Origin of the sequence: Oceanobacillus salinisoli, from assembly GCF_009733865.1 — a bacterium.
Taxonomy (GTDB): Bacteria; Bacillota; Bacilli; order Bacillales; family Amphibacillaceae; genus Oceanobacillus; species Oceanobacillus salinisoli.
Genome location: NZ_WOFB01000007.1, coordinates 88970 through 110647, shown reverse-complemented (window position 1 = coordinate 110647; position 21678 = coordinate 88970). Strand labels below are relative to the sequence as shown.

Sequence of the window (21678 nt, the reverse complement as noted above, 5' to 3'; positions counted from 1 at the left end):
CTATTAAATATATTTACACCAAAAAGATTTTTTGAAGCATTTATTTATTACAGAAATTAAGTTTTTTAGCCGTTCATACTTCTTCTTTATGTTGATCTTTAATCTTGATTGCAATATTTAAAATTCCTCTTTTCTTATCCTTGTTAACAAGACTCATTGCAAAGGTATCCCCATCCGCAATGGAAAGCCCATTGAATTTCAACTATTATCCCCTTACTTGATGGATTGCATGACAAAGAGGTTAAATCAACTCGTTATCTTCATTAAAAAAAGAAGGCATATCTTTGCTTACTTTTAAAGGGAAATTAGGCTTTCGCTTCTCTAGAAAGGAATTTACCCCCTCTTTTGCATCTTCACTTCTTCCAGTACAGTAAAGGTACTTGGATTCCAAAAGATGGGCTCTCATCGGATGTTCAGCCGCTAGCATCTTCCATAAAAGCTGTTTATTAATTGCAACAGAAACAGCTGATGTATTATCTACAATTTCCATCGCAAGTTGTTGTGCGGTATGTAAAAGTTCTTGTCGAGGAACTACTCTACTTACCAGACCTTTCCCCAATGCCTCCTGTGATGAAAAAATTCTTCCTGTTGAAACCCATTCCAGCGCTTGATTAATTCCAACAATCCTTGGCAAAAACCAGCTACTACATGCTTCTTGCGTGATTCCTCTTCGGGTAAATACAAACCCCATTTTTGCATTATCAGAAGCAATACGGATATCCATTGGAAGTGTCATTGTTACTCCGATTCCTATAGCAGCACCGTTAATTGCCGCAATAATCGGTTTTTTCAGTTCAAATATTCTCAATGCAAGAATACCTGCTTTATCACGAAACTCATCCATTGGTACATCTGACTTAAATGTATCTGCACCATTTTCTAAGTCAGCCCCAGCACAATACGCTCTACCTTTCCCTGTTATAATAATCACTCTAACATCATCATCTTCGTCCGCTTGATTAAAACAATCGAGAAGTTCATCATGCATCTGTAAAGAATACGCGTTTAATTTTTCTGGTCTATGAAGAGTAATCGTCATAATAAAATTATGAATGCTTACTTTAACCGTCTCATACACTGAAAGCACACCTCCTAATATCAATTGCACTGTTAATTAAGTAGCCAATACCCCAAAATATGTAACCGTTACCATACCACTGCACTAAAATGCTATTTTAGTAGAACTTTCAACTATCATTTAAATATATAAGTATGGGGGATGATTTTACTGATAATTTAAAATTATTATAACATTCATATTTCAGGTGAGCAATATTTATTCCTAACTTTGATGACAAATATTATGAGTAATGATAATTGCATAATATTTTTTAAGAAGATATTAAATGAAAACTTTATTTATTGCTCAATATCCTTTATTATAAAGGTAATAATATGCAATGAATTGATTTCTCCATCTGATAATTCAATGACAGGGTATTGTTTTGGATATAATTTATTTCTCATTTCGGAGATAGTATATCCTTTTCGATATAATTTTTCTACTTCATCGTAGACTTCCTCTAAAAAATCCAGCTTTTGTTTCAAAAGCTTTTTTCCTTCTTTAAAATACCCAGAGTGAGAACAAAACATGGCACCAAAGTCATAAGTTAGAAGTTTCTTAATTGATTTCATAATCATGGGAATAGATTCATAACGCATAATTACTTTTGTTTTAGTAGAAACAAAGAGATCCCCTGTAAACATCCTCCCATTCAGTTTGTCATAAATGGATATATGATCGCTTGCATGACCTGGTGTATAAATAACTTCCCACTCTTGATGATTCGATTGAATCGTATTTTGTAATGGAAGTGGGGAGAATTTTTCACGATTACCCCAACTGATCTTCCGATACTCGCCATATGGTACAGATTGTTGACAAACACTTATTCCTTTTTCGTACACATAGATAGGCTTATTTAGTTTCTGTTGGATCCACTGTGCATTCCCTGAATGATCTTCATGACTATGTGTTAATATTACAAACCCAAATTCATTTTCTTCAAAAAATGGAATGAACTCTTTTTGTAGATTTTCTGGACCCGTATCTACTAACATTCCATCAACAAGATAAACATATACTTTTATTCCATTTTGAGAAGGTAATGCCACTTTTGCTTCGACACAAGTTACATTTTCCCTTTCATAGACTTGAATCATTTTTTCCCCCTTCCTACTCCTACCCTTACTTCTTACTAAAGTTAAAAAATTTATCAAAAACTTCTTCTCCGGTACTTCCTTTCCCCGAATATCTAGTAACATTTATTAATTCAGATAGAAATACTTTTCCAATTCCTTTCGAATTTCATCTGGGATTCTTTCGGGTTGCTGTTCTTCCAGATTAAAATTCACATAAACCACCTTCCCTTTAATACACACCCTTCCCTCTTGATGGATTTCCTCATATAATTCCATACTAGAATTGCCTATTTTCTTTACCCATGTGAATACTTCTACTTCTTTACCAAAATAAACTTGATCTAAATAATCAATATTGACATTTAATAAAATCAGTTTCCAATTCTTAAAAGAATTGTCGGGTGTAAACAGCTTAAAGATTGGATTCCGTGCTGCTTCTAGCCATACAGGGATAGTCGTATTATTGATATGTCCTACTCCATCGGTTTCAGAAACTCTTGGTTCAATTACTTTCTTTAGCATAACCTCTTCTCCTTATACCTATATAAGTTAATGTTTTAAACTTCTGTTCAGTAGCATAGTTTTTCATCTTACTACTCCTATGGTAGTTTTTCCAATCACTAAAATAAAACCTGCCACGACTTGATTCCGTTTTAATAAATTGTACGCATCAAATAGTGTCTCTTAAACACTGGTTCTTCCGTAAACGGTCCCTCCCCCGAAAAGCTCCAAGCATTTTAGAGTTTACATAACTTTTCTAATATATATGTCTGTTCTATGTCCACCTTCAAAACAGACTTCTCCAAATAATCCATCTTATTACTATTAATCAAGGGAGGTTCAAGAAAGTTTTAGTACAATCTTTCCCCATGTTTTTCTTTCTGCTAATTCATCTAATGCTGTTGGTAGTTGTTCAAAAGTATATTCTTTATAAATTAAAGGTTTAATTAGTCCATTTTGATATAGACTCATTAACTGTTCATGATTTTCGAATACTTTCTCAGGGTATAATTTTCTAAAGTACCCCCAATGAACACCTACAAGTGAATAATTTTTAACCAAAATATGGTTTGCTGGTGCACTTGGAATCTCCCCTCCAGCAAAACCAACAATAAGAATTCTTCCATCAAAGGCAATACATTTACGAGAGCAATGGAAAACTTCACCACCAACAGGATCGTAAATCACATCTACTCCCTTTCCATTTGTTATTTTCTTTACCTTTTTAACAAAATCTCCTTCCTGATAGTTAATTGCATAATCTATACCAATCTTTTTGCATACTTCAACTTTCTCATCATTCCCTGCTGTAGCTATAACAGTAGCACCTAACACTTTACCTAATTGGATTGCAGCAGAACCAATACCTCCTGAACCCGCATGTACAAGTAAAGTTTCTCCTTCCTTTAATCTCGTACATTGTTTCAACGCATAGTATCCAGTGTGATATATAATAAACATCGATGCAGCTTCTTGCCAACTCATAGACGCAGGTATTGGGAAAACAGCATTTACATTTACGTATTGACTATAAGCACCATCTGGTAAGCTAGGTGTTGCAATTACCATTTGTCCTTCTTCAAATAAATTACTTTGACTAGCATCCACAATAGTATCTGCTAACTCTGCCCCTGGTGTAAACGGCAAGCCAGGCTTTTCTTGATACTCTCCCTTACACTGGAGAATATCAAAGAAGTTCATTTATTTATAAGGCTAGAATGGCAAAATTAATTAACATAATATTAAAATAATTGTAACAATTAGAGAATAAAATGAACAAATAGCAGCATTTTCTACACTTATTAAAACTTCCCCCTGATCGAAATTAGGTTTATTCATTTCCACTATCCGAAGTGCTTCCGTTGGTTCCCCAAGCTTAAATACTTCCCATTTCTTAAATCGCTTTACCTCCTAATATTAAAAAATTACTCTAAACTCCCCCAGTACAACATAGAGGTTATAAATTGAGGATAAAGCATTTTCTTTATAATTTTGAATTCATTTATAATTATTGTATTTGACCTTCAAGTTTATGAATTAATGAGGTATTATTTGGTTACTATATCATCGCTTTCTAACAACATTCGTAATAAATAATTTGATACGACGTCAGCCATTTCGTCGGAATTTAATTTACCATTTGGAGAATACCACTGTAATAACCAATTCATTGCTCCAAGAATAATATTACGAACAATTTTTACATCAACGTCCTGAAATATTTTTGCTTCTTTACCCTCGATTATTAATTTTTCAAAATAACCTGCATACTCTTCTCTCTTTTCCGCGACTACCTTAAGTTGTTCGTCCGTGAAAAATTGTTCTGGTTTAAGTCCTAGTTCAAAACCAGATCTTTCGCTTAGTAAACATGAAATATGCGAATTCATAGTTTCTCTTAACTTATCAATAATAGGTAAATTCTTTTGCTGAATCACCTCAAATCTTTCACTACTTTCTTCTAATAACATTAGATAACTTTGAAAAACTAAATCTTGTTTATCCTTAAAATAGTAGTATACCGAACCTTTTGTCATTAGCAGATTTGCAGCAATGTCTTCCATGGTTGTTGCATAATAACCTTTCTCTGAAATCAAGCTCAAAGCAGATCGTAAAATTTCTTCCTTTTTCTTAGCAGCTTTCCTCTCACGTAACGACATTTATCTCACTTCCTCTTTATTAGTCTCTAAAATAAGCTGGAATAATTCTCTACTCATCATAAGCCAACTCATAGATAACGCTTACATACTGGGAAGTAAATAATTTTCTTAAATATAGTTCTTAATTTATTCTAACAATTTTTGTTTTGAATTTCAAAGTAAATTTGTTAAAATTATGAATATTTTAAAATCGTTTTATAAAACCTTTTATTGTGACAGCATATGTTCCAGACTCTAACTAAGCACATAATTTATATTATCTTGGAAAAATCAGAGTTCATTAAAAACTAGCAATCAATAACTTTAAAAAAACTACGTAATTAGAGTAGGAAATAGATTTTTCTTTTCATAGCTGTTAATTTGCGCCTTAGTATGCAATATTCTATCTGGCATAACAAAAGTTTTAATTATCCTAATAATTTTTATTAAACAAAAATTCAATATTTTATTTGACATTTTAAATTTAAAACTTTAGAATATCACGTAATGATGGAAGCGTATTCAGTACTGAATTCTAATAATTTAATGGGGTGAATTAAAATCATATTGACTTTTTAAAAATTTTTTCAATAAAAATAGCCTTTTACTTGTACGAATATCCATTATTCACATACAAATTCTTACATAAATTTAAGGAGAGTGATAAGAAGTGAATTTAGATTTCAAACTTCAAGAACACGCCAGAAATATACCAGAAAACCTGGCTATTGGATCGGAATCAAGTTCTTATACGTACAGAGAATTGAATGAAAAGGTTCAAAATCTTGCGGATAACTTTTACTTAAATAGTATTCGGAAAGGGGATCGAATCGCTATTATACTCGATAACTGTCCTGAATTTGTTGTCAGTTATTATGCATGTATGCGTGTAGGGGCTATTAGTGTTCCAATTAATCCATCCCTTACTCCAAGGGAATTTGGAGTAATTATTAATGACAGTAATCCTACTATTATTATCATGAATGATACTGTAAATGAAAAACTAAGTAACACAAAATTCGATGGGGATCCAAAACTCCTAATTACCAAAAGTAAAGAATTCGATGACCTCCTAACAAATGGACCCATCGAACGTTTAATGAATTATAGCTATCCTGAGGAATGCTCTATTTTATACACTTCAGGAACAACAGGATTACCAAAAGGAGCGATTCTTACTCACTATGGTCTGTATCATAACGCGAAAGTATTTGCTGAAGCATTCAATTTAAACGAGGAAGATAGAACATTAATTGTACCACCATTATCACACATCGCCGCGCAATCGAATTGTTTGAATGCCACGATGTATAGCGGTGGATACAACTATATGTTGCCTAGATGGGAATCCAGTACAAAAACATTAGCAACGATGGAAGATAAAGAGATAACTTTCTTTTTTGGCCCTCCAACGATGTATACTTATATACTAAATAATCAGAACATTAGTGAATTTAAATTGAAATTAAAATATGCCTATACAGGTGCTTCTGCGCTACCAGAAGAGATTTTTAACAAATGGGTTAAAACATTTGGTTTTGAAATTGTAGAAGGATATGGGTTAACAGAGTGTTCCCCTGTCGTATCCACTAATCCTCCTCATGGTAGAAAAAAACTAGGAAGCGTTGGACTACCTATAGATGGTGTAAGTGTCAAAATAGTAAACGAACAATTCGAAGAGGTCCCAATTGGTGAGTCAGGGGAGTTAGTTGTTCGAGGTCCAAATGTCATGAAGGAATACTTTAATCGGTTAGAGGAAAATAATAACGCGTTTGTAGATGGATGGTTTAAAACAGGAGATATCGCAAAACGAGATAAAGATGGTTATTTATATATAGTCGATCGGAAAAAAGATGTTATTATTCGGTCAGGATTTAATGTATATCCGAGAGAAGTAGAAGAAGTATTATATCAACACCCAGCGGTATTGGAGGTAGCGGTGATAGGATACCCCGATGCGGAAAGAGGAGAGTTAGTAAAAGCAGTGTTAACACTCAAATCTGGTTTTAGTATAGAAAGCACTACTGACCTAAAAGGATATTGTAAAGAAAGGCTTGCATCTTACAAAGTACCTTCAACATTTGAAATAGTAGAAGAACTACCGAAAAATGCCTCTGGAAAGATTGTTAAAGGAAAATTAAAAGAAATATTCGCTTAAATATATCATAAGTTTATTTGAACTGAATGAACCCAGTATATAGCAAGCAATTTCCTTAAGTTATGTTGAAATACTTTAAATACTCCCTGTTTGACCTGAAAATTTAAAATAAATCAAAACATTGGAGGGTTAAGATTGAAAAAGTGGCTAAATTTTATTTTGTTATTATTTTTTGTCTTATTAATTTCCGGATGTGTAGAGCAATCAAGCGAAGATTCAGGCTCTGATTCAGAATCGTCAAGTTCTGATGGGAATAATGAAAACACAATTGTATTAAAACTATCATCTGCATTAAGTACACAAAACGGTTGGTGGGGAGGATATTTCCAGCCTTGGATGGAAAAAGTCGAAGAAAGAACAGATGGGCGTGTAGAATTTGAATTCTATACAAACGGGGAACTTATTCCAGTTAACGAAGAATTACAAGCTCTTAATAATGGGACTATTGATATTGCAGCTCCGCTTTGGCCACTCTACGATCCACAGCGTTTTCCTTTAAGCGAAGTCACAATGCTACCGTTGTTGGATACAGATACATTGCGTGCGACAAAAGCTTATGCTGAACTGGTAAAAAGTGACCGTGAAATAATGGATGGAAAGACATTTAATGAAATCGAATACCAAGATAGGGGATTAAAAGTATTTGCTACACCTACTACAGAAGAATACGTTATATCAACTAAAGACTACACTTTTGAAACAGCAGAAGACTTTAAAAATGTATCCCTCCGTTCACCATCAAGAGTACACGAGTTATTTGCAAGGCATGTAGGGATTAATACGATATCCATGCCATCTACAGAAATGTTTGATGCCATCAACCGTGGAGCTTTTGAAGGGAGCTTCTTTAGTATTTCCGACTGGACTAGTTATGGATTGCAAGATACTTTTACTTTTACACTCGAGGGGATTAACCTTGGGCACTATGCAGGTATGTGGGCCATGACGGAAGAAAAATGGAATACGATACCAGAAGAGATTCAGCAAATTATGGAAGAAACTTCTTATGAGCAAATCCTTGAAGGCGCCCAACTTTGGATGGAACGTTCTGAGGAGAATAGAAAGAATGCAGAAGATAGAGGAGCGGTTTTTGAAGGTGTAGAGAACCTTGACCAAGAAGCACAAGAACTTTTAGAAAAAGGTGTGGAAGATACTTGGTTTGAATGGATTGATGAGCAAGAGGAAAACGGCCAACCAGGTAAAGAAATGGCTAAGCTTTGGAGAGATTTAATTGTGGAAGAAGGTATTACGGTACCTGAATCTATCATGGAAATTGAATAAAGTTTAAAAGGAAAAGGGAATCCTCCTTTTCCATACATTACATTTAAATTTTAATGGAAGGGAGTGTTAGGATGCCAATTGAAATTTTTATTGTATTGATGCTTTTCCTTTTTATGTTACTTTTATTTTCAGGCCTGCATGTACATTCCGTACTTCTAAGTATTGGAATAATCGGGATTGTATTATTGGAGGGTCCATCCTATATTACTTCTTTTTTACAAAGTGACCCTTATAACCAGATTGCAAGTTATACGTTAACTACGATTCCTTTGTTTGTATTAATGGCGCAATTTGTCGTGAAATCAGGAATTGTTCGTGACATGTATGCTATTGTTTATGAACTATCTAAAGGGAAATCAAGTTTGTTAGGTGTGTTAACTGTCATCATAGGGGCCTTTCTAGGGGCTGTATCGGGATCTACATCTGGGTCATCTGCAGCTTTAGGACAAGTCGCAGTTCCAGAATTAAAGAGACACGGTTTTCGTGATGATATTGCAGGCTCAACCATTGCAGCCGCTGGATCATTATCAGGGATCATCCCACCTAGTATTATATTAATCTTATATGGGGTTGTAACAGAAACACCAATAGGTACACTTTTTATTGCGGCTATTATTCCAGGGATATTGATGACACTCATAATCATAGGAGTAATGCTATTTCTTCATTATCGAAGTGGTAAACAAATCGCCGCTGGGTTAGAAGCAGAAAAAGAGAACGGGGATGAGGAAGGAGAACAACCACAATTAACAGTGGCACGTTCTCTATTTATTATTGCTATTGGTCTAGTTATGGTGATCATTATTTTTGGCGGCATTTATTCGGGGGTATTTACTCCAACGGAAGCAGGTGCAGTTGGAGCGTTTGTTGGCTTTATTATGGCACTTTTTTTAGGGAAGGTAAACAGATCATTTTTTGTTGAATCGTTTGCTGGAACAGTGAAAATAATAACGATGGTTTTGCTCATCATGGTAACAGCTCAAATTTTCGGCCGATTCATAACGGTATCGCAACTTCCGAAAGCCCTCATCAATGCATTGGGACCACTTATTGAATATCCAGCCCTTGTATTAGTGTTGTTGTCCTTGATTTACTTTGCCCTCTTCATGTTTGTTGAAGGTGGCGCAGTAATTATTATGGCGACACCAGTTCTTTTACCAATTGTTGTAGAGATGAATGTCGATTTACTTTGGTTTGGTATACTTGTTTCAGTCATTTGTACGATTGGTCTCCTTACACCTCCAGTTGGACTCAGTGTTTATGCAGTTTCAGGTGTCACGGGAATTCCAATTGAAAGGTTATTCCGTCAATCATTATTAATTGCTGTTGCACTAGCTATTGTAATTTGTGGATTATTGATTGCTTTCCCTGGTCTTGTTACCTGGCTTCCTAGTTTAATGTGAGCACTTAAATGTAATGAGTTCTATTTTGAAAAAATAAGGGGGGAGAAGCTTGATTGCGGCTTACAAAATATTTAATAAAATAAAAATTGGTGGGTTAATTTTAAGCGGTAGCACAATCTTTATAATGATGCTATTTATCGTTGCGGATGTAGCACTACGAAATATGTTGAATTCTAGTGTACTAGGTAGTTATGAAATTACAGAATATCTTCTTATGCCTCTAGCCTTTTTTCCAGGTTTAGCCTTTGCATACAGTTCGGGGATTATGCCGAGGGTTGAAATGTTTGTTGTTAAACTAAAAATTGGACATCAACGTAATATATTTATTGCATTATTGATATTAGAGATGATTTTATTTTTATTACTGACATTCTATGGGTTTCAATATGCACTCACAGGGACAGAAGAAATCCTTGGTTTTAGTATGAAGGGTACAATAATTCCATATTATCCTATCCTTTATTTTGTACCATTAGGATTTTTATTACTATCCATTGAGATTTTCTTTTTAATCATTAAAAACTTCCAATCAGAAAAACCAACATTAAATTTTAAAGAGTGATAGTTTCCTTTAGTTATGGATGTCTTTACAGTGGGTTTAGCCCATTGGAATTACATCAATGGAAACAGAAACACTTAAGTTAAAATTTTCCTAATTAATTTTAGTTTTTAAATTTAAAAATGGGAACTGATCCTTAATTGGTCCTGTTCCCATTTTCCATATAAAATTATTAAAAAAATAAGCGTATCCCTACTTTTATGGCTTGATAACTGCTACGTTTCCCACAAACTTCATCTCTTTTTCTTTGTTATAGAGACTTTCTTTCGTCCTAAAACAAGGTATGAATCCCCTCTAATTTAATACTTATATGATTTCACTAGCATTGCATAAATGGAGTTGCAAAATTCTGTAAAATACACTCCTGAAATTTTTGCCAAAAAGTCAAAGTCCAACTAAAGGGGGCTCTATCCATTTTTGAAAATTATATAAAATTATTTCCAAAAGGGGCAACGACAAAACTTATATTATAGAATGGTTTGACTTTCAAAACGTCACAGCCAAATATAGGCTGGTTTCCATAGTACCGCCTTTAACCAGCGACTGATTTGAAGCAAGGACTTTCTACTTTTTGTTTTTAATTGAATCAGTACATGTAAGCAATAGGTGATGAGTGCTATATAAATTTGATTTTGTATAGCTGTTTCACTGATCCCATAAAAATGTTTTATCTCAACATGTTGTTTTAGCCATTTGAAAAATAACTCAATCGCCCAACGTGATCGATAGATTTCGCTAATCTCATCCGCACTTAAATCAAATCGGTTGGTGATTAAACGAAGGACATTTCCTTTTGTGTCCACTACTTCCAGCAATCAGAATACATTCTTCAGTTTTGTGTGGAACCAATATAGACTATTTTTATCGGATAACACCGTAGATTCAGGCGGTAGTGAAAAGGAATGAACCTCGCGAATAACGGCATTTTTCTTCAGTCTGGAAACAAAGAAATAGCCATCACCTGTCATTTGATCAAATCGCTCATAATCTACGTAGCCACAATCAAACACATACATGGCTTCCTTGTCCTACAAGGATTTCCAACTGATTCCTATCGTGTTCTTTGGCTACAGTGATAACTGCATTCTCTGGATAAACCATATTCTTATCCATGAATACAAGCCTTAAATGAAGCTTTACACCCGCTTTTGTTTTACGGAATTTTGCCCATTTATAATTGGTTAGATTGAGAGGCAACGTACTGGAATCAGTGATTTTTAACGGCATCCATTTCAAGTGTTTATGATGAAACCCCTGAATCTGATAGACAAGATCCAGAAACAAGGTAGCCAGGATGGAAGGCTCGATTTCGTTATTTTTACGTGATAGTTGTGACGCACTGATGGATTCAAAACCCAGCGCCTTTTGAAAATCATCATCAAGCAACGCATCACTCATCGCCTAAAGACTCTCCGTTTTATGTAGCTGTGCAAAAAGAAAAAGTTTAATATAGGCTTCTGTAGTTAGTTTCTTTGTGTAATAATCTTGTTTCAGGTTTTCAACTTGTTCAAAAACTTTTTTAAAATTAATGGGTGAAACCCATTTACCAAATGATGATAATCGTGTATTCTTGTCCATGTCAGTTCCTTTATAATTGGATTTGGACAGGAAGCCACCCGTCCTATTCATTATAAAGGATTTTTTTATGCATAAGACGCTTAAAAATTGAACATTTTTAGTATTTTATATTTTCGGATTTAATCAATGCAACGCTAGTGATATGATTTATTCCAAATCACTAGCGTTGCATAAAAAAGTATAGATGAAGTCAACCATTAATTTTTTATATCAAACCAATTGCCATAATTCTCTGATAGTATTTTTGTTATGTTAAAGAAAAAAGGATAAATGGGCTTTAAAGGTAGTCCTTCATCCATTTTATGAATACTGTATCTTTTTAAACGATTGGATCGTAGGTTAGATCATCCAAATGCAAACCATCTCCTGATTCATATTGTGCTAAGGTTTCTTCAAAAATACGTTCGTGTTCCAGCCTTCGTCGGCCTTTAGAGTAACGTTCAGGTTCCTTGAATATTTCAGTAATAAAGGTTTTCATTGATTTTGACCAGAAGTCGCGAACCCAATTTAGCATTTCCAACAAGGTGCCCTTATAGCCTAATTTAATTCTCATTAAAAGGGTTAAGCAGAACGTAATCATAGCTAAGTAAAGTTGGTTATATGCGGCATTTTCACCTTTTCCATACAATTTTTTGATAACGAGATGTTGCTTTACCCACTTGAAAAATAATTCTATTTGCCAGCAGTTTCGGTAGAGATCACTTATTTCTTGTGCACTTATCTTTGCATCATTACACACAATAAAGATTTTATTCCCCTCACTATCTAGTGTTTCTATTAACTGCAATGGATACTTCATGTTTCCAATTTTTACGACCGCATGTCGTGAAATGGGAGAAGATGGGTCAACGGGTAGTTCCTCGATGACGTGTACAACGGTATTACTCTTAATTCGTGTCACAAAGCGAATACCTTCTCCGCAATAAATATCAAACTTTTTAAAGTTGAAATAGCCACGGTCGAATACATGAAGTACACCTTTATCCGGTACGATTAATGCATCCAGTTGTGTTTCATCTGCCGGCCTTGCAGGTGTTAGAATCATTTCATTTGGGTAAGAAACACCATCGCAAAAATGAATGGGGTATGCATCTTTACCCCAGCTTTTGTTTCTCGAAAATCTGCCCATTCATATTGGCTAAGGCACATAGAAATTGTTGATGAATCAATCAAATGAAGCTTGCCAAGTGCCTTGTCTGCCTTTTTGGGACCAAGAAGTTGGTGTGTAGCTTCTGAATTAAATGATGTAAGATCACCTGGCAAATTTCGGGTGGGATATCTTTATTTTTTCGAGAAAGCTGTGATTTACTAATGCTTTCTATTCCAACTAGTCTTTGAACTGTTTTCTTGCGTTTTATCGTATCACTTATCCGCTGAAGGCTATCTAGATTCTTCAGCTGAGCATAGATAAAAGCGTTCGTAATTGTCAGTAAATCCAACTTTTTAACATACTTATCAATCTGGGCATGGTCAATCATTTTTTGTATCACTTTTGAATCTAATGGATAAATGTATTCCTTGAATACAGTTTTTATGGTATTATTGTCCATCGTAACTCCTTATAGTTAGGGAATTGGACAGGACTACCATACCCTAATTATAAGGTTTTTTTGTGGAATTTTATAGCGAAAATTGCTAAGATTAATAATTTTAACAAAAAATATATTGCTTGACTTCTGTTCAAAAATTTAATGCAACGCTAGTGTAATTTCCTAGACAAAAAAAAGCCGACTAATCCCCGAGGGAATCAATCGACTCTTTTATCAGCTTGAATAATCTGAAGATGTCAAATACAGAGAAAGCAATTTGAATATATTCTTTTAGGTTCGATAAAAAGATAGAATTCTTTAGAAAAACACCCAATTAAAACAATAAAAAACCAACCAAATAAGGGGAAAATCCCCTTATTTGCTTAGGTATAGCCTTTTTCCTTCAGGCTGACAAATCTTGCTCCCCCACCAATGATAAGATGATCCAAAAGTTCCATCCCTAGCAACTTTCCTGCATCCCCCAGCCTTCTGGTAACATGAATATCTCCTTACTTGGTGAAGGGTCAAATCTGAGATGGTTATGCGCGACAATAATTGAAGCTGCATTATTGAGGATTCGGCCTTAAATACTTCTCTTGGCGAAACGATGCTTGCGTTGTTGGAACCGATATGGCAGCGATTGACAGCGATAACACCATTTTTCGTATTCAGGCACATAACCAGGAATACCTCTCGATTTTCATTTCCAATATAATTTCTAGCGACATCGCACAATTATCAGGGGAACGAATCACCCACACCTTCATCATTTCATCTTCCTTTACTAACTGTTGAATTTTTACGACTTCATAGATTTTTTTCCATGAAAATCACTTCCATTCTTTGTTTGAACCCCAAAGAACGTTGGCGAAAACGCAGTGGGGAAGGTTGGCTTGCTCTTTATCCGACTCGCAAGAACAGCATAGTGTTGAACATGCTTGTCGTGAAAAAGGTAGGAAACCGAGTGAAACCCAATGATTTACCTGGATTTGCCGGTTTCCTACCTAGTACTTTCTATCAGACCAAAACACCTATATGAGTGTACCTATTAACGCTAAAATGAAAGCATTTGACAATATTGATTTGATTATTCAATTTCTTCAATTTCTATATTTGAATTTCAATGCCCCTATATATGTGTGTTAACCTTCAAAATATTAACATAAATGGTTATTGAGAATTTATAACTTTACTATGAAATCAGCTAATAACGCAGTTCGTTTAGGAATCTCATCAATTATGATATGTTCATGAATAGCATGAGGACCTTCACCAACTGATCCTAAACCATCTAATGTTGGTATTCCTAAAGCAGCTGTGAAGTTTCCATCACTGATTCCACCTACTGATTCCCCGGTAATTTTAAAGCCTAAATCATTTGCAACTTCCTGAGCCATTTTAAACAATTTGACCGCTTCTTTACTTTGTTCCATAGGAGGTCGGTTAATTCCACCTGTAACTTCAATTTTTGTTTGCTTCAGTTTAGGTCGTAAATTAAACAACTCTTTTTCAACTCTCACACCCTCGCTTTCCTTAGAAAAACGAATATCTATTTCTGCCTCAGCATAATCAGATACAACATTACTCAACTCTCCACCTTTTATTACACCAACATTAATTGAAGTTCCTTGATCAAAATCAGCAAGTGTTTCTAAATATATAATTTGACGTGCAATTTCATGTATTGCACTTGCATTAATGTTTGGGGCATGTCCTGCATGAGAGGAAATTCCCTTTGCACGTAACCTAAATTTTGCTGCTCCTTTCCTTGCTACTTTTAACGCTCCCGATTCCGCTGCTGGCTCTAAAACTAAAACTACTTCACTTTTCTTCGCCTCATCTTCAATCAGTTTTCTTGAAGTTGGACTAAATACCTCTTCATCAGAAGTTAGTAAGTAGACAACTTTTTTATTTGGAGTTAACTGTAAATCTTTAATGGCTTTCAATGCCCAAAATCCTTGTATAATTCCTCCTTTCATATCAAGAATACCAGGCCCATACGCACGTTCACCCTCAATTTTAAAATCTAATGCACCTTTTTCCCATACAGTGTCGTAATGTGTTAGAATTAAGATTTGCTCATCACCTTCACCGAACTCAAATTTAATATGGTTTCCAGAATTCGTATTTGGGTATTCGATAATTTCAACTTTCAACCTTTCAGTAATTAGTTGTTTTAGAAATTGCCCACATTCATCAACCATTTCTTTATGAAGCGATGGAGAGTCATGTTTAACTAATTTCTCTAAATCATCTAATATTTCTTGTTGATGAAATTTTAAGTAATTCAAAGTTTTCATTTAGCATGTATCCTTTCTTGTTTTATTTTCCTTTTGAGTTTCTATTTCTATCTCTACTCTTATGTTCCAACATTAACGTTTCTATATTTTCCGGAAGTATTAAAATAAAATAATGATCCGTGTTTGTTTGTAATTCATCTTAGAAAGGACCATAACCCGTTAAAGTCGCGAAGCCTATAGCAATAACGCCGACAATAATCCACATTAATAATAATGGAAAAACAAACCTAACCCACTTTGTCCACTGAACACCCCCCACCGCTAATACGGCCATAAGCACACCTGATGTAGGGGTAATGGTATTCGTAAATCCATCTCCTAATTTTAAAATGAGTACTCCAGTTTGTCTTGTTAAACCTAATAAATCAACAATTGGAACCATTAATGGCATGATTATTGATGCTTGACCTGAACCTGAAGTGACCAAAAAATTAAAAAACAAATTGAAAACAAATAGTAATTGTGCACCTATAAATAGTGAAGTTGATTCTAACGGAACTATTGCAGCATGAACAATGGTATCAAGAATATTTCCCTGTTCCATAATAACAATAACTGCTCGCGCGATCCCAACGACCAAAGCTCCATAAACGAGTGATCTCGCTCCATCCATAAATATTTTTATAAATTGATTAGGTGTTATTTTTGCTATGAGGGCGACAACTACTCCCATTATTAAAAATATTGCTGCAAGTTCATTTATACTCCAATCATAGTTAAAAGCACCGTATACAAAGATGAGAATAAATGTGAAGAACGTCAACACAATCAATTTTTGTTTTCCAGTAAAATCCGTATTTTCCACTGTTGCAGCCGCTTCATCATAATTATCAGTAAACAGCTTGTCCCCCATCAAAGATTTTGATGGATCATTTTTAACCTTTTTTGCGTAAAAATTAATGTATGTTATCGTGACTGTAATAAGAACTATAAATATAACGATACGCAGGGCGATACCAGAAAACAATGGTAATTCGGCTATAGTTTGAGCTAAACCAAGTATGGTAGGATCAAATACTCCGGCAACCATTCCAGCATAATATCCTAAATACACAATTGCTACGCCAACAATCGCATCTAGATTAAGAGAACGTGCCAGTGCTATACCAATTGGTATAAATGCTATAACAGCATTGGGAACAACACCAAGGGTAGCTATTAGACCAAAGCCGGCAGCTACAGCTATAATCAATAGCATGTAGCGACCTTTTGTTTTTACAATTAAGGTATTAATACCAGAATTAATAGACCCTGTTGATTCTATAATAGCTACTATACCACCTATTATAAATATTAAGAATATAATAGGTGCTGACTGAATCATTCCTAATTGTATTGATTTAAATAGATCCATTAAATTAGCTGGATTTGATTCCTCAAGTGAATAACTATTAGGAATAACTTGGGTAATGTTATTAACTGTCTCTCTTTCATATGAACCAGCAGGAATAAAATATGTCGCGATTGCGGCGAGAAACACTATTCCAAAAATAATAATAAACGCATCAGGCATAGCAAATTTCTTATTAGAACTATTCACTTTTCTCTTCATCATATTCTTCATATTCTTCATATTCTTCCTCCTTTTTTATTTTCATTCAGAACTTAAGGTTCTCAAAACATTTGTATAATGACGTCATCTCTGATTAGATACTACCAGTCAGGATATGTGATTGGTCAATAGATAAAAACTATTTGCAGTAAAGCAGAGATGGTTGAAACTGAATTAGACTTAACTGGAGGTATAGATGCTAATAGAATTCACCAATAAATTCGTGATGTGGTAACGTTATCCAATGTAAAGGTAAAGAGCTCCGGAACTCGATTTAGTGCTGCATCATGACGTATGGAAGTTGCTCCTGCCAAAAAGAATGGTCAGGAAGAACCATTCTCCCCTCAAAATGTTTCTGCCTAGATTTACTCAAATACGGTAGTAAACCTTTAATATCACCCTTAATCCAAGGATGAACATCTGCATCGATAATTCCGTTCTGAATTACTCCCTTCATTACCATACCTCCTATTTATATGGTGTGAAATTAAACAAATAATACCGAACAATTCAAAAGGTTCGGTATTGTAGCAAGGACAATTAAACCCTTTCCTTGTTGAAACACTCCATAACAGTTTCCACTTCATTAACATTTTCTAAGATTAGTATTTCATTAATCATAAACTTGCTTACATCACTTGGTAATCCATTTGTTAATTTCAAAAACTTATCACGCAGATCAATTCCTGTGACCGGATTCTCAGGATCTCCCTTAGGATAATCTGTTTGCTTTGTAATCGTCTCTCCTGTTGTGAGAGTAACTTCAATTTTCACTCCCCACTTCTCAGGGTAATTACTATCAATCTCAGGATCTACTACAACCTGCACTTTTTTCATCATATCCCGAATGGTTGAATCCCATAATGTTTCTTCATTAAATGCATCTAATCTACCTTCACCTTTCACTATTGCTAAAGCCGTACAATATTGCAAACTGAATTTAGATGCGTATTCTGTTCGAGGATTATCGTTATCTGTAATATTAAGTGCTACCTGGTACGTTTTCACACGAATACTCTCGATATCATTTTCCGTGATGCCTTTTTCATTCTTTAATTCAATCATTAGGTCCATCGCATGATGCGTATGTCGGCAAGATGCGTGTATCTTGAATCCATTTTCTAAAATCTTAAATTTATTGCCCAGATCCTTTGTCACAGTACCTTCATCAAAAGATTCGCTCATTGCCCGGAAAAATCCCCGGTCTCCTTCTAATATTTTACTTGCGCCAGTAAAACCTTTTTGAGCTAGCAAACCACTAATTACCCCATTCATGGCCGCCTTACCTGGATGAAGTTGTTTAGACATCGCCCCATCTTCAATAAACTCCCATAAACCAGCTGCCTGTGTTCCAGCACTCCCTAAAGCATGAACAATTTGTTCTTCATTTAAGTTTAATAGTTTAGCAACTGCTGCAGTCGCACCAAAAGTTCCACATGTTGCCGTATTATGCCAGTAATAATAATGGGAAGGAGTGACAGCCTCCCCAATTCGATAACAAACTTCATAACCGATTACAACAGCTGTTATCAAATCTTTACCTGATAATTTCTTCCACTCCGCCACAGCTAAAGCAGCAGGTACAACGACTGTTGCAGCATGGATAATGGAAGCCTTATGAATATCATCTAATTCAACAATATGACTTGCCGCACCATTTACTAGTGCAGCTTGTGCTACGGATGTTTTTCCACCTGTAACTAACGTAGCTTGTGGTGCTCCTCCCATCTCAACTACAAAGTCATGAACCATCTGAATAGGAGCCTTATTAGAACCTGCAATTGCCGATCCGAAATAGTCTAGTATACATAATTTCGTGAATTCCACAACCTCTTCAGGCAAATCCTCATAATTCGTATCTATAATATAATTTGCCAACTCTTTACTTAAACCCATCCTTCTTCCCTCCCAATTAACTGATTAATCTGAACGAACATGCTCTTTTTCTAAGACTCTATCCAATAAATCATTAGTTTTATTTGGTGCAAATTCTTTCTTATAAATCATAAAGGTCCGCTTATACGTAATAACTACTTCTTCCCTTTGGTTATATCCAACTGTTTTTACAGTTACAATTCCAACATTCGGACGTGACTTGGATTCCCTTTTATCAAGGACCTCGGAATAAGAATATATGGTATCCCCTTCGAATATAGGGTTTGGAAGACGTACCTCATCCCAGCCTAGGTTTGCCATTGCATTCTGTGAAATATCTGTCACGGATTGACCGGTAACGAGTGCTAATGTAAAGGTTGAATCCACTAATGGCTTTTTAAACTCTGTCTGTTCTGAATAATAATCATCAAAATGAATCGGGTTTGTATTTTGCGTTAATAATGTCACCCATATGTTATCTGTCTTTGTAATAGTTCTGCCTAATGGGTGAGGGTAGATATCACCGATTTGAAAATCTTCATAAAAACGGCCTTTCCATCCATCTTTTACACTCATTTTTATCCTCCCTATATTTCAATTTGTTTTAACAAAGTCTTTCTTAAATCCTAGTTCTTCCAATATTTTATCTGTGTGCTCACCCAATTCCGGTACTGGATTCATAACTGGTTCCATCCCGATTATAGTGACAGGCGGCTTAAGCGCTGAAATTTCTCCAACGGGTGTATCCACTGTTGTCCAGCGATCCCGTTCCGCAAGTTGTGGATGATTATAAAAGTCTTTCAAATTATTTAGCCTTGCATTGGCAATTTGTGCATCTTCCAAACGATGGATAACCTCTCCGGAATTCAATGTTTCAAATGATTTTTCAATCATATCTTTTAACTCTTCCCGATTCTCTGATCGCTTGGAATTATTATCAAATCTAGCATCTGTTGCCAGGCTGGAATTATCCAGAACCATATCACAGAACTTTTTCCACTCTCTTTCATTTTGCAATCCGATAAATACGGTTTTGTCATCCCCACATTTAAACGGTCCATAAGGATATATCGTAGCATGACTTGCACCTGTACGTTTTGGCTCTTTCCCTCCATAAACGGAATAATACATCGGAAAGCCCATCCACTCTCCAAGAGCTTCCAGCATGGAAATCTCCATGATCGTTCCTTTACCGGTTTTTCCCCGATTTAAGAGTGCTGTTAATATTCCTGAATAAACGTACATTCCAGCAGCGATATCAGCTATCGAAATTCCTGTTTTGGATGGCGTGTCTTCACTTCCAGTTACAGATACTAACCCTGCTTCACATTGAATTAGCAGATCATAGGCTTTTTTATGCTCATAGGATCCATTTTTTCCGTAACCAGAGAGACTGCTAATAATAAGCTGTGGATTCTTCTCTACTAATTCTTCTGGAATGAAACCCATTCTCTCCAATGCCCCTGGAGCAAGGTTTTGTACAAGAACATCTGCTTGTTCCAATAATTTATTTAAAACTTCCTTCCCTTCATCCGTTTTTAAATCAAGGGCAATCGATTCTTTAGAGCGATTACACCAAACAAAATGACTCGACATTCCATTTACCGTAGTATCATAATTTCTTGCAAAATCTCCTGATCCAGGGCGTTCTACCTTAATAACTCGTGCACCTAAATCCGCTAATTGTCGTGTGGCAAAAGGAACGGCTATTGCCTGTTCTAAAGAAACAACTGTAACGCCTTCTAACGGTAGCATCTAATTCCTCCTTCATCCTTTTTTCTATTTATTGATTAATATCTGCATGTAACAATAGCTTCCTTGCTCTTTCAGCCACAGGGATGTCAACCATTTTCCCATCAACCTGTATTGCACCTTCGCCTCTATCCTTAGCTTCGTTATATATTTGCACGATTCGTTTCGCTTCTTCCATTTCGTCTTTAGAAGGAGAATAAACCTGGTTCACAATATGGATTTGGTTCGGATGAATTAATAATTTTCCTTGAAACCCTAGCCTTTTTCCAAGCTGTGCTTCTTTCCTTAATCCTTCTTCATCTCTGAAGTCTGTATATACGGTATCGATTGGAGCTTCTATCCCAGCTGCCCGTGACACCTCGACCAGTTTCGATTTGGCATACAATAATTCTGTTCCTTCGATATCGGAGCTAATTTGAAGGTCCATTTTAAAATCCTCCGCACCAAAAGCCAAACAATGTATTCGCTTACTTGATAAAGCAACTTCATAAGCATGAAAAAGACCAGCAGCAGTTTCAATAAGTGGTACAATCGAAATTTGGCCAGGTGGAAGCTGATGCTTCTTCTCTAGAGAATCTAATAAATAATCTGCAATAACGATATCTTCTTTCGCATTAACTTTCGGCAGAATGATACCAGTTAAGCCTTCCTGTACTATTGCCAACAAGTCATCTATAAAGTATGGAGTCATTCGGTCATTAACTCGGGCAAATTTCAATTTCCCATTTGTTTCTTGAATAATCTTGGAAACTTTTAATCTGGCATCTTCCTTTTCAGAAATAGTTACGGCATCTTCTAGATCATAAATAAGGACATTTGCATCTAAATCCTCCGCTTTCTGTAGATGTTTGTCTTTATTACCAGGGATGAACATCCATGATTTCAGCAAAATAACCCTCCTCTCCTATCAAGG

The 21678-nt window shown here is 35.3% G+C and carries 19 protein-coding genes and 2 pseudogenes; 4 read left to right on the top strand and 17 right to left on the bottom strand.

The annotated features are described in order from the left end of the window. Positions 1 to 73: 73 nt before the first annotated feature. The 6 genes from GMJ66_RS20885 to GMJ66_RS07185 all read right to left on the bottom strand — a co-directional run bounded on the left by GMJ66_RS20885 (position 74) and on the right by GMJ66_RS07185 (position 4799). On the bottom strand, positions 74 to 202 hold the full coding sequence (locus GMJ66_RS20885; RefSeq protein ID WP_269321866.1) for a hypothetical protein: 129 nt from the start codon (positions 200 to 202) through the stop codon (positions 74 to 76). Between the two features lie 39 nt (positions 203 to 241). Beyond that, positions 242 to 1078: an enoyl-CoA hydratase-related protein gene (locus GMJ66_RS07205; RefSeq protein ID WP_197046634.1), complete on the bottom strand. Its 837-nt coding sequence runs from the start codon at positions 1076 to 1078 to the stop codon at positions 242 to 244. A 281-nt stretch (positions 1079 to 1359) separates the two neighbouring features. Further along, the gene (locus GMJ66_RS07200; protein ID WP_156289643.1) at positions 1360 to 2163 is read right to left on the bottom strand and encodes an MBL fold metallo-hydrolase; all 804 of its coding nucleotides are present in this window, start codon (positions 2161 to 2163) and stop codon (positions 1360 to 1362) included. Between the two features lie 105 nt (positions 2164 to 2268). Next, complete coding sequence (locus tag GMJ66_RS07195; protein WP_156289642.1) at positions 2269 to 2664, bottom strand: acyl-CoA thioesterase; 396 nt, start codon at positions 2662 to 2664, stop codon at positions 2269 to 2271. 318 nt (positions 2665 to 2982) lie between these two features. Then, complete coding sequence (locus tag GMJ66_RS07190) at positions 2983 to 3789, bottom strand: NADPH:quinone oxidoreductase family protein (RefSeq protein WP_231514851.1); 807 nt, start codon at positions 3787 to 3789, stop codon at positions 2983 to 2985. A 401-nt stretch (positions 3790 to 4190) separates the two neighbouring features. Then, on the bottom strand, positions 4191 to 4799 hold the full coding sequence (locus tag GMJ66_RS07185) for a TetR/AcrR family transcriptional regulator (protein WP_156289640.1): 609 nt from the start codon (positions 4797 to 4799) through the stop codon (positions 4191 to 4193). Between the two features lie 649 nt (positions 4800 to 5448). Between GMJ66_RS07185 and GMJ66_RS07180 the strand changes: the two genes are divergently transcribed. From GMJ66_RS07180 to GMJ66_RS07165, 4 genes are all read left to right on the top strand, one after another. Further along, a complete protein-coding gene (locus GMJ66_RS07180; RefSeq protein WP_156289639.1) occupies positions 5449 to 6936 on the top strand; it encodes a class I adenylate-forming enzyme family protein in 1488 nt (495 codons plus the stop codon). Positions 6937 to 7071: 135 nt separating this feature from the next. Further along, positions 7072 to 8217, top strand: coding sequence for a TRAP transporter substrate-binding protein DctP (gene dctP / locus GMJ66_RS07175; protein ID WP_156289638.1), 1146 nt, complete (start codon positions 7072 to 7074; stop codon positions 8215 to 8217). Positions 8218 to 8288: 71 nt separating this feature from the next. Further along, entirely contained in the window at positions 8289 to 9620 is a 1332-nt protein-coding gene (locus tag GMJ66_RS07170) for a TRAP transporter large permease (RefSeq protein WP_156289637.1), read from the top strand. 49 nt (positions 9621 to 9669) lie between these two features. Further along, positions 9670 to 10182, top strand: a complete 513-nt coding sequence (locus GMJ66_RS07165) for a TRAP transporter small permease (protein WP_156289636.1) — start codon at positions 9670 to 9672, stop codon at positions 10180 to 10182. Between the two features lie 491 nt (positions 10183 to 10673). Here the strand turns inward: GMJ66_RS07165 and GMJ66_RS07160 are convergent. From GMJ66_RS07160 to GMJ66_RS07110, 11 genes and pseudogenes are all read right to left on the bottom strand, one after another. Then, positions 10674 to 11757 (bottom strand): annotated as a pseudogene (locus GMJ66_RS07160) (IS4 family transposase). Between the two features lie 597 nt (positions 11758 to 12354). Next, a pseudogene (locus GMJ66_RS21170) lies at positions 12355 to 12802 on the bottom strand (transposase); the annotation flags it as partial. A gap of 124 nt (positions 12803 to 12926) precedes the next feature. After that, positions 12927 to 13307 (bottom strand): DUF4372 domain-containing protein, encoded by a 381-nt coding sequence (locus GMJ66_RS20605; protein WP_156289634.1) that lies wholly within the window; start codon positions 13305 to 13307, stop codon positions 12927 to 12929. A 362-nt stretch (positions 13308 to 13669) separates the two neighbouring features. Beyond that, positions 13670 to 13744 carry a hypothetical protein gene (locus GMJ66_RS21015; protein WP_331279672.1) on the bottom strand — a complete coding sequence of 25 codons (75 nt, stop codon included), beginning with the start codon at positions 13742 to 13744 and terminating at the stop codon, positions 13670 to 13672. Positions 13745 to 14467: 723 nt separating this feature from the next. Next, positions 14468 to 15586 carry a M20 family metallopeptidase gene (locus GMJ66_RS07140; protein WP_156289633.1) on the bottom strand — a complete coding sequence of 373 codons (1119 nt, stop codon included), beginning with the start codon at positions 15584 to 15586 and terminating at the stop codon, positions 14468 to 14470. Positions 15587 to 15725: 139 nt separating this feature from the next. Beyond that, positions 15726 to 17159 (bottom strand): YfcC family protein, encoded by a 1434-nt coding sequence (locus tag GMJ66_RS07135; protein ID WP_231514850.1) that lies wholly within the window; start codon positions 17157 to 17159, stop codon positions 15726 to 15728. Between the two features lie 253 nt (positions 17160 to 17412). After that, positions 17413 to 17595 carry a hypothetical protein gene (locus tag GMJ66_RS07130; protein ID WP_156289632.1) on the bottom strand — a complete coding sequence of 61 codons (183 nt, stop codon included), beginning with the start codon at positions 17593 to 17595 and terminating at the stop codon, positions 17413 to 17415. An 83-nt stretch (positions 17596 to 17678) separates the two neighbouring features. Continuing rightward, on the bottom strand, positions 17679 to 19034 hold the full coding sequence (locus GMJ66_RS07125; RefSeq protein ID WP_156289631.1) for an MmgE/PrpD family protein: 1356 nt from the start codon (positions 19032 to 19034) through the stop codon (positions 17679 to 17681). 24 nt (positions 19035 to 19058) lie between these two features. Beyond that, positions 19059 to 19589, bottom strand: coding sequence for a MaoC family dehydratase (locus GMJ66_RS07120; protein WP_156289630.1), 531 nt, complete (start codon positions 19587 to 19589; stop codon positions 19059 to 19061). Between the two features lie 18 nt (positions 19590 to 19607). After that, positions 19608 to 20768 carry a CaiB/BaiF CoA transferase family protein gene (locus GMJ66_RS07115; protein WP_156289629.1) on the bottom strand — a complete coding sequence of 387 codons (1161 nt, stop codon included), beginning with the start codon at positions 20766 to 20768 and terminating at the stop codon, positions 19608 to 19610. A gap of 28 nt (positions 20769 to 20796) precedes the next feature. After that, positions 20797 to 21654 (bottom strand): HpcH/HpaI aldolase/citrate lyase family protein, encoded by an 858-nt coding sequence (locus GMJ66_RS07110; RefSeq protein ID WP_156289628.1) that lies wholly within the window; start codon positions 21652 to 21654, stop codon positions 20797 to 20799. Between the last annotated feature and the right edge of the window lie 24 nt (positions 21655 to 21678).

What these genes read in the sequence shown, in the direction of transcription:
- GMJ66_RS07200 (WP_156289643.1), bottom strand. Translation starts at nt 2,163, where the DNA reads ATGATTCAAGTCTATGAAAGGGAAAATGTAACTTGTGTCGAAGCAAAA.
- GMJ66_RS07195 (WP_156289642.1), bottom strand. Translation starts at nt 2,664, where the DNA reads ATGCTAAAGAAAGTAATTGAACCAAGAGTTTCTGAAACCGATGGAGTA.
- GMJ66_RS07185 (WP_156289640.1), bottom strand. Translation starts at nt 4,799, where the DNA reads ATGTCGTTACGTGAGAGGAAAGCTGCTAAGAAAAAGGAAGAAATTTTA.
- GMJ66_RS07170 (WP_156289637.1), top strand. Translation starts at nt 8,289, where the DNA reads ATGCCAATTGAAATTTTTATTGTATTGATGCTTTTCCTTTTTATGTTA.
- GMJ66_RS20605 (WP_156289634.1), bottom strand. Translation starts at nt 13,307, where the DNA reads ATGGACAATAATACCATAAAAACTGTATTCAAGGAATACATTTATCCA.
- GMJ66_RS07140 (WP_156289633.1), bottom strand. Translation starts at nt 15,586, where the DNA reads ATGAAAACTTTGAATTACTTAAAATTTCATCAACAAGAAATATTAGAT.
- GMJ66_RS07135 (WP_231514850.1), bottom strand. Translation starts at nt 17,159, where the DNA reads ATGAAGAATATGAAGAATATGATGAAGAGAAAAGTGAATAGTTCTAAT.
- GMJ66_RS07130 (WP_156289632.1), bottom strand. Translation starts at nt 17,595, where the DNA reads ATGAAGGGAGTAATTCAGAACGGAATTATCGATGCAGATGTTCATCCT.
- GMJ66_RS07125 (WP_156289631.1), bottom strand. Translation starts at nt 19,034, where the DNA reads ATGGGTTTAAGTAAAGAGTTGGCAAATTATATTATAGATACGAATTAT.
- GMJ66_RS07120 (WP_156289630.1), bottom strand. Translation starts at nt 19,589, where the DNA reads ATGAGTGTAAAAGATGGATGGAAAGGCCGTTTTTATGAAGATTTTCAA.
- GMJ66_RS07115 (WP_156289629.1), bottom strand. Translation starts at nt 20,768, where the DNA reads ATGCTACCGTTAGAAGGCGTTACAGTTGTTTCTTTAGAACAGGCAATA.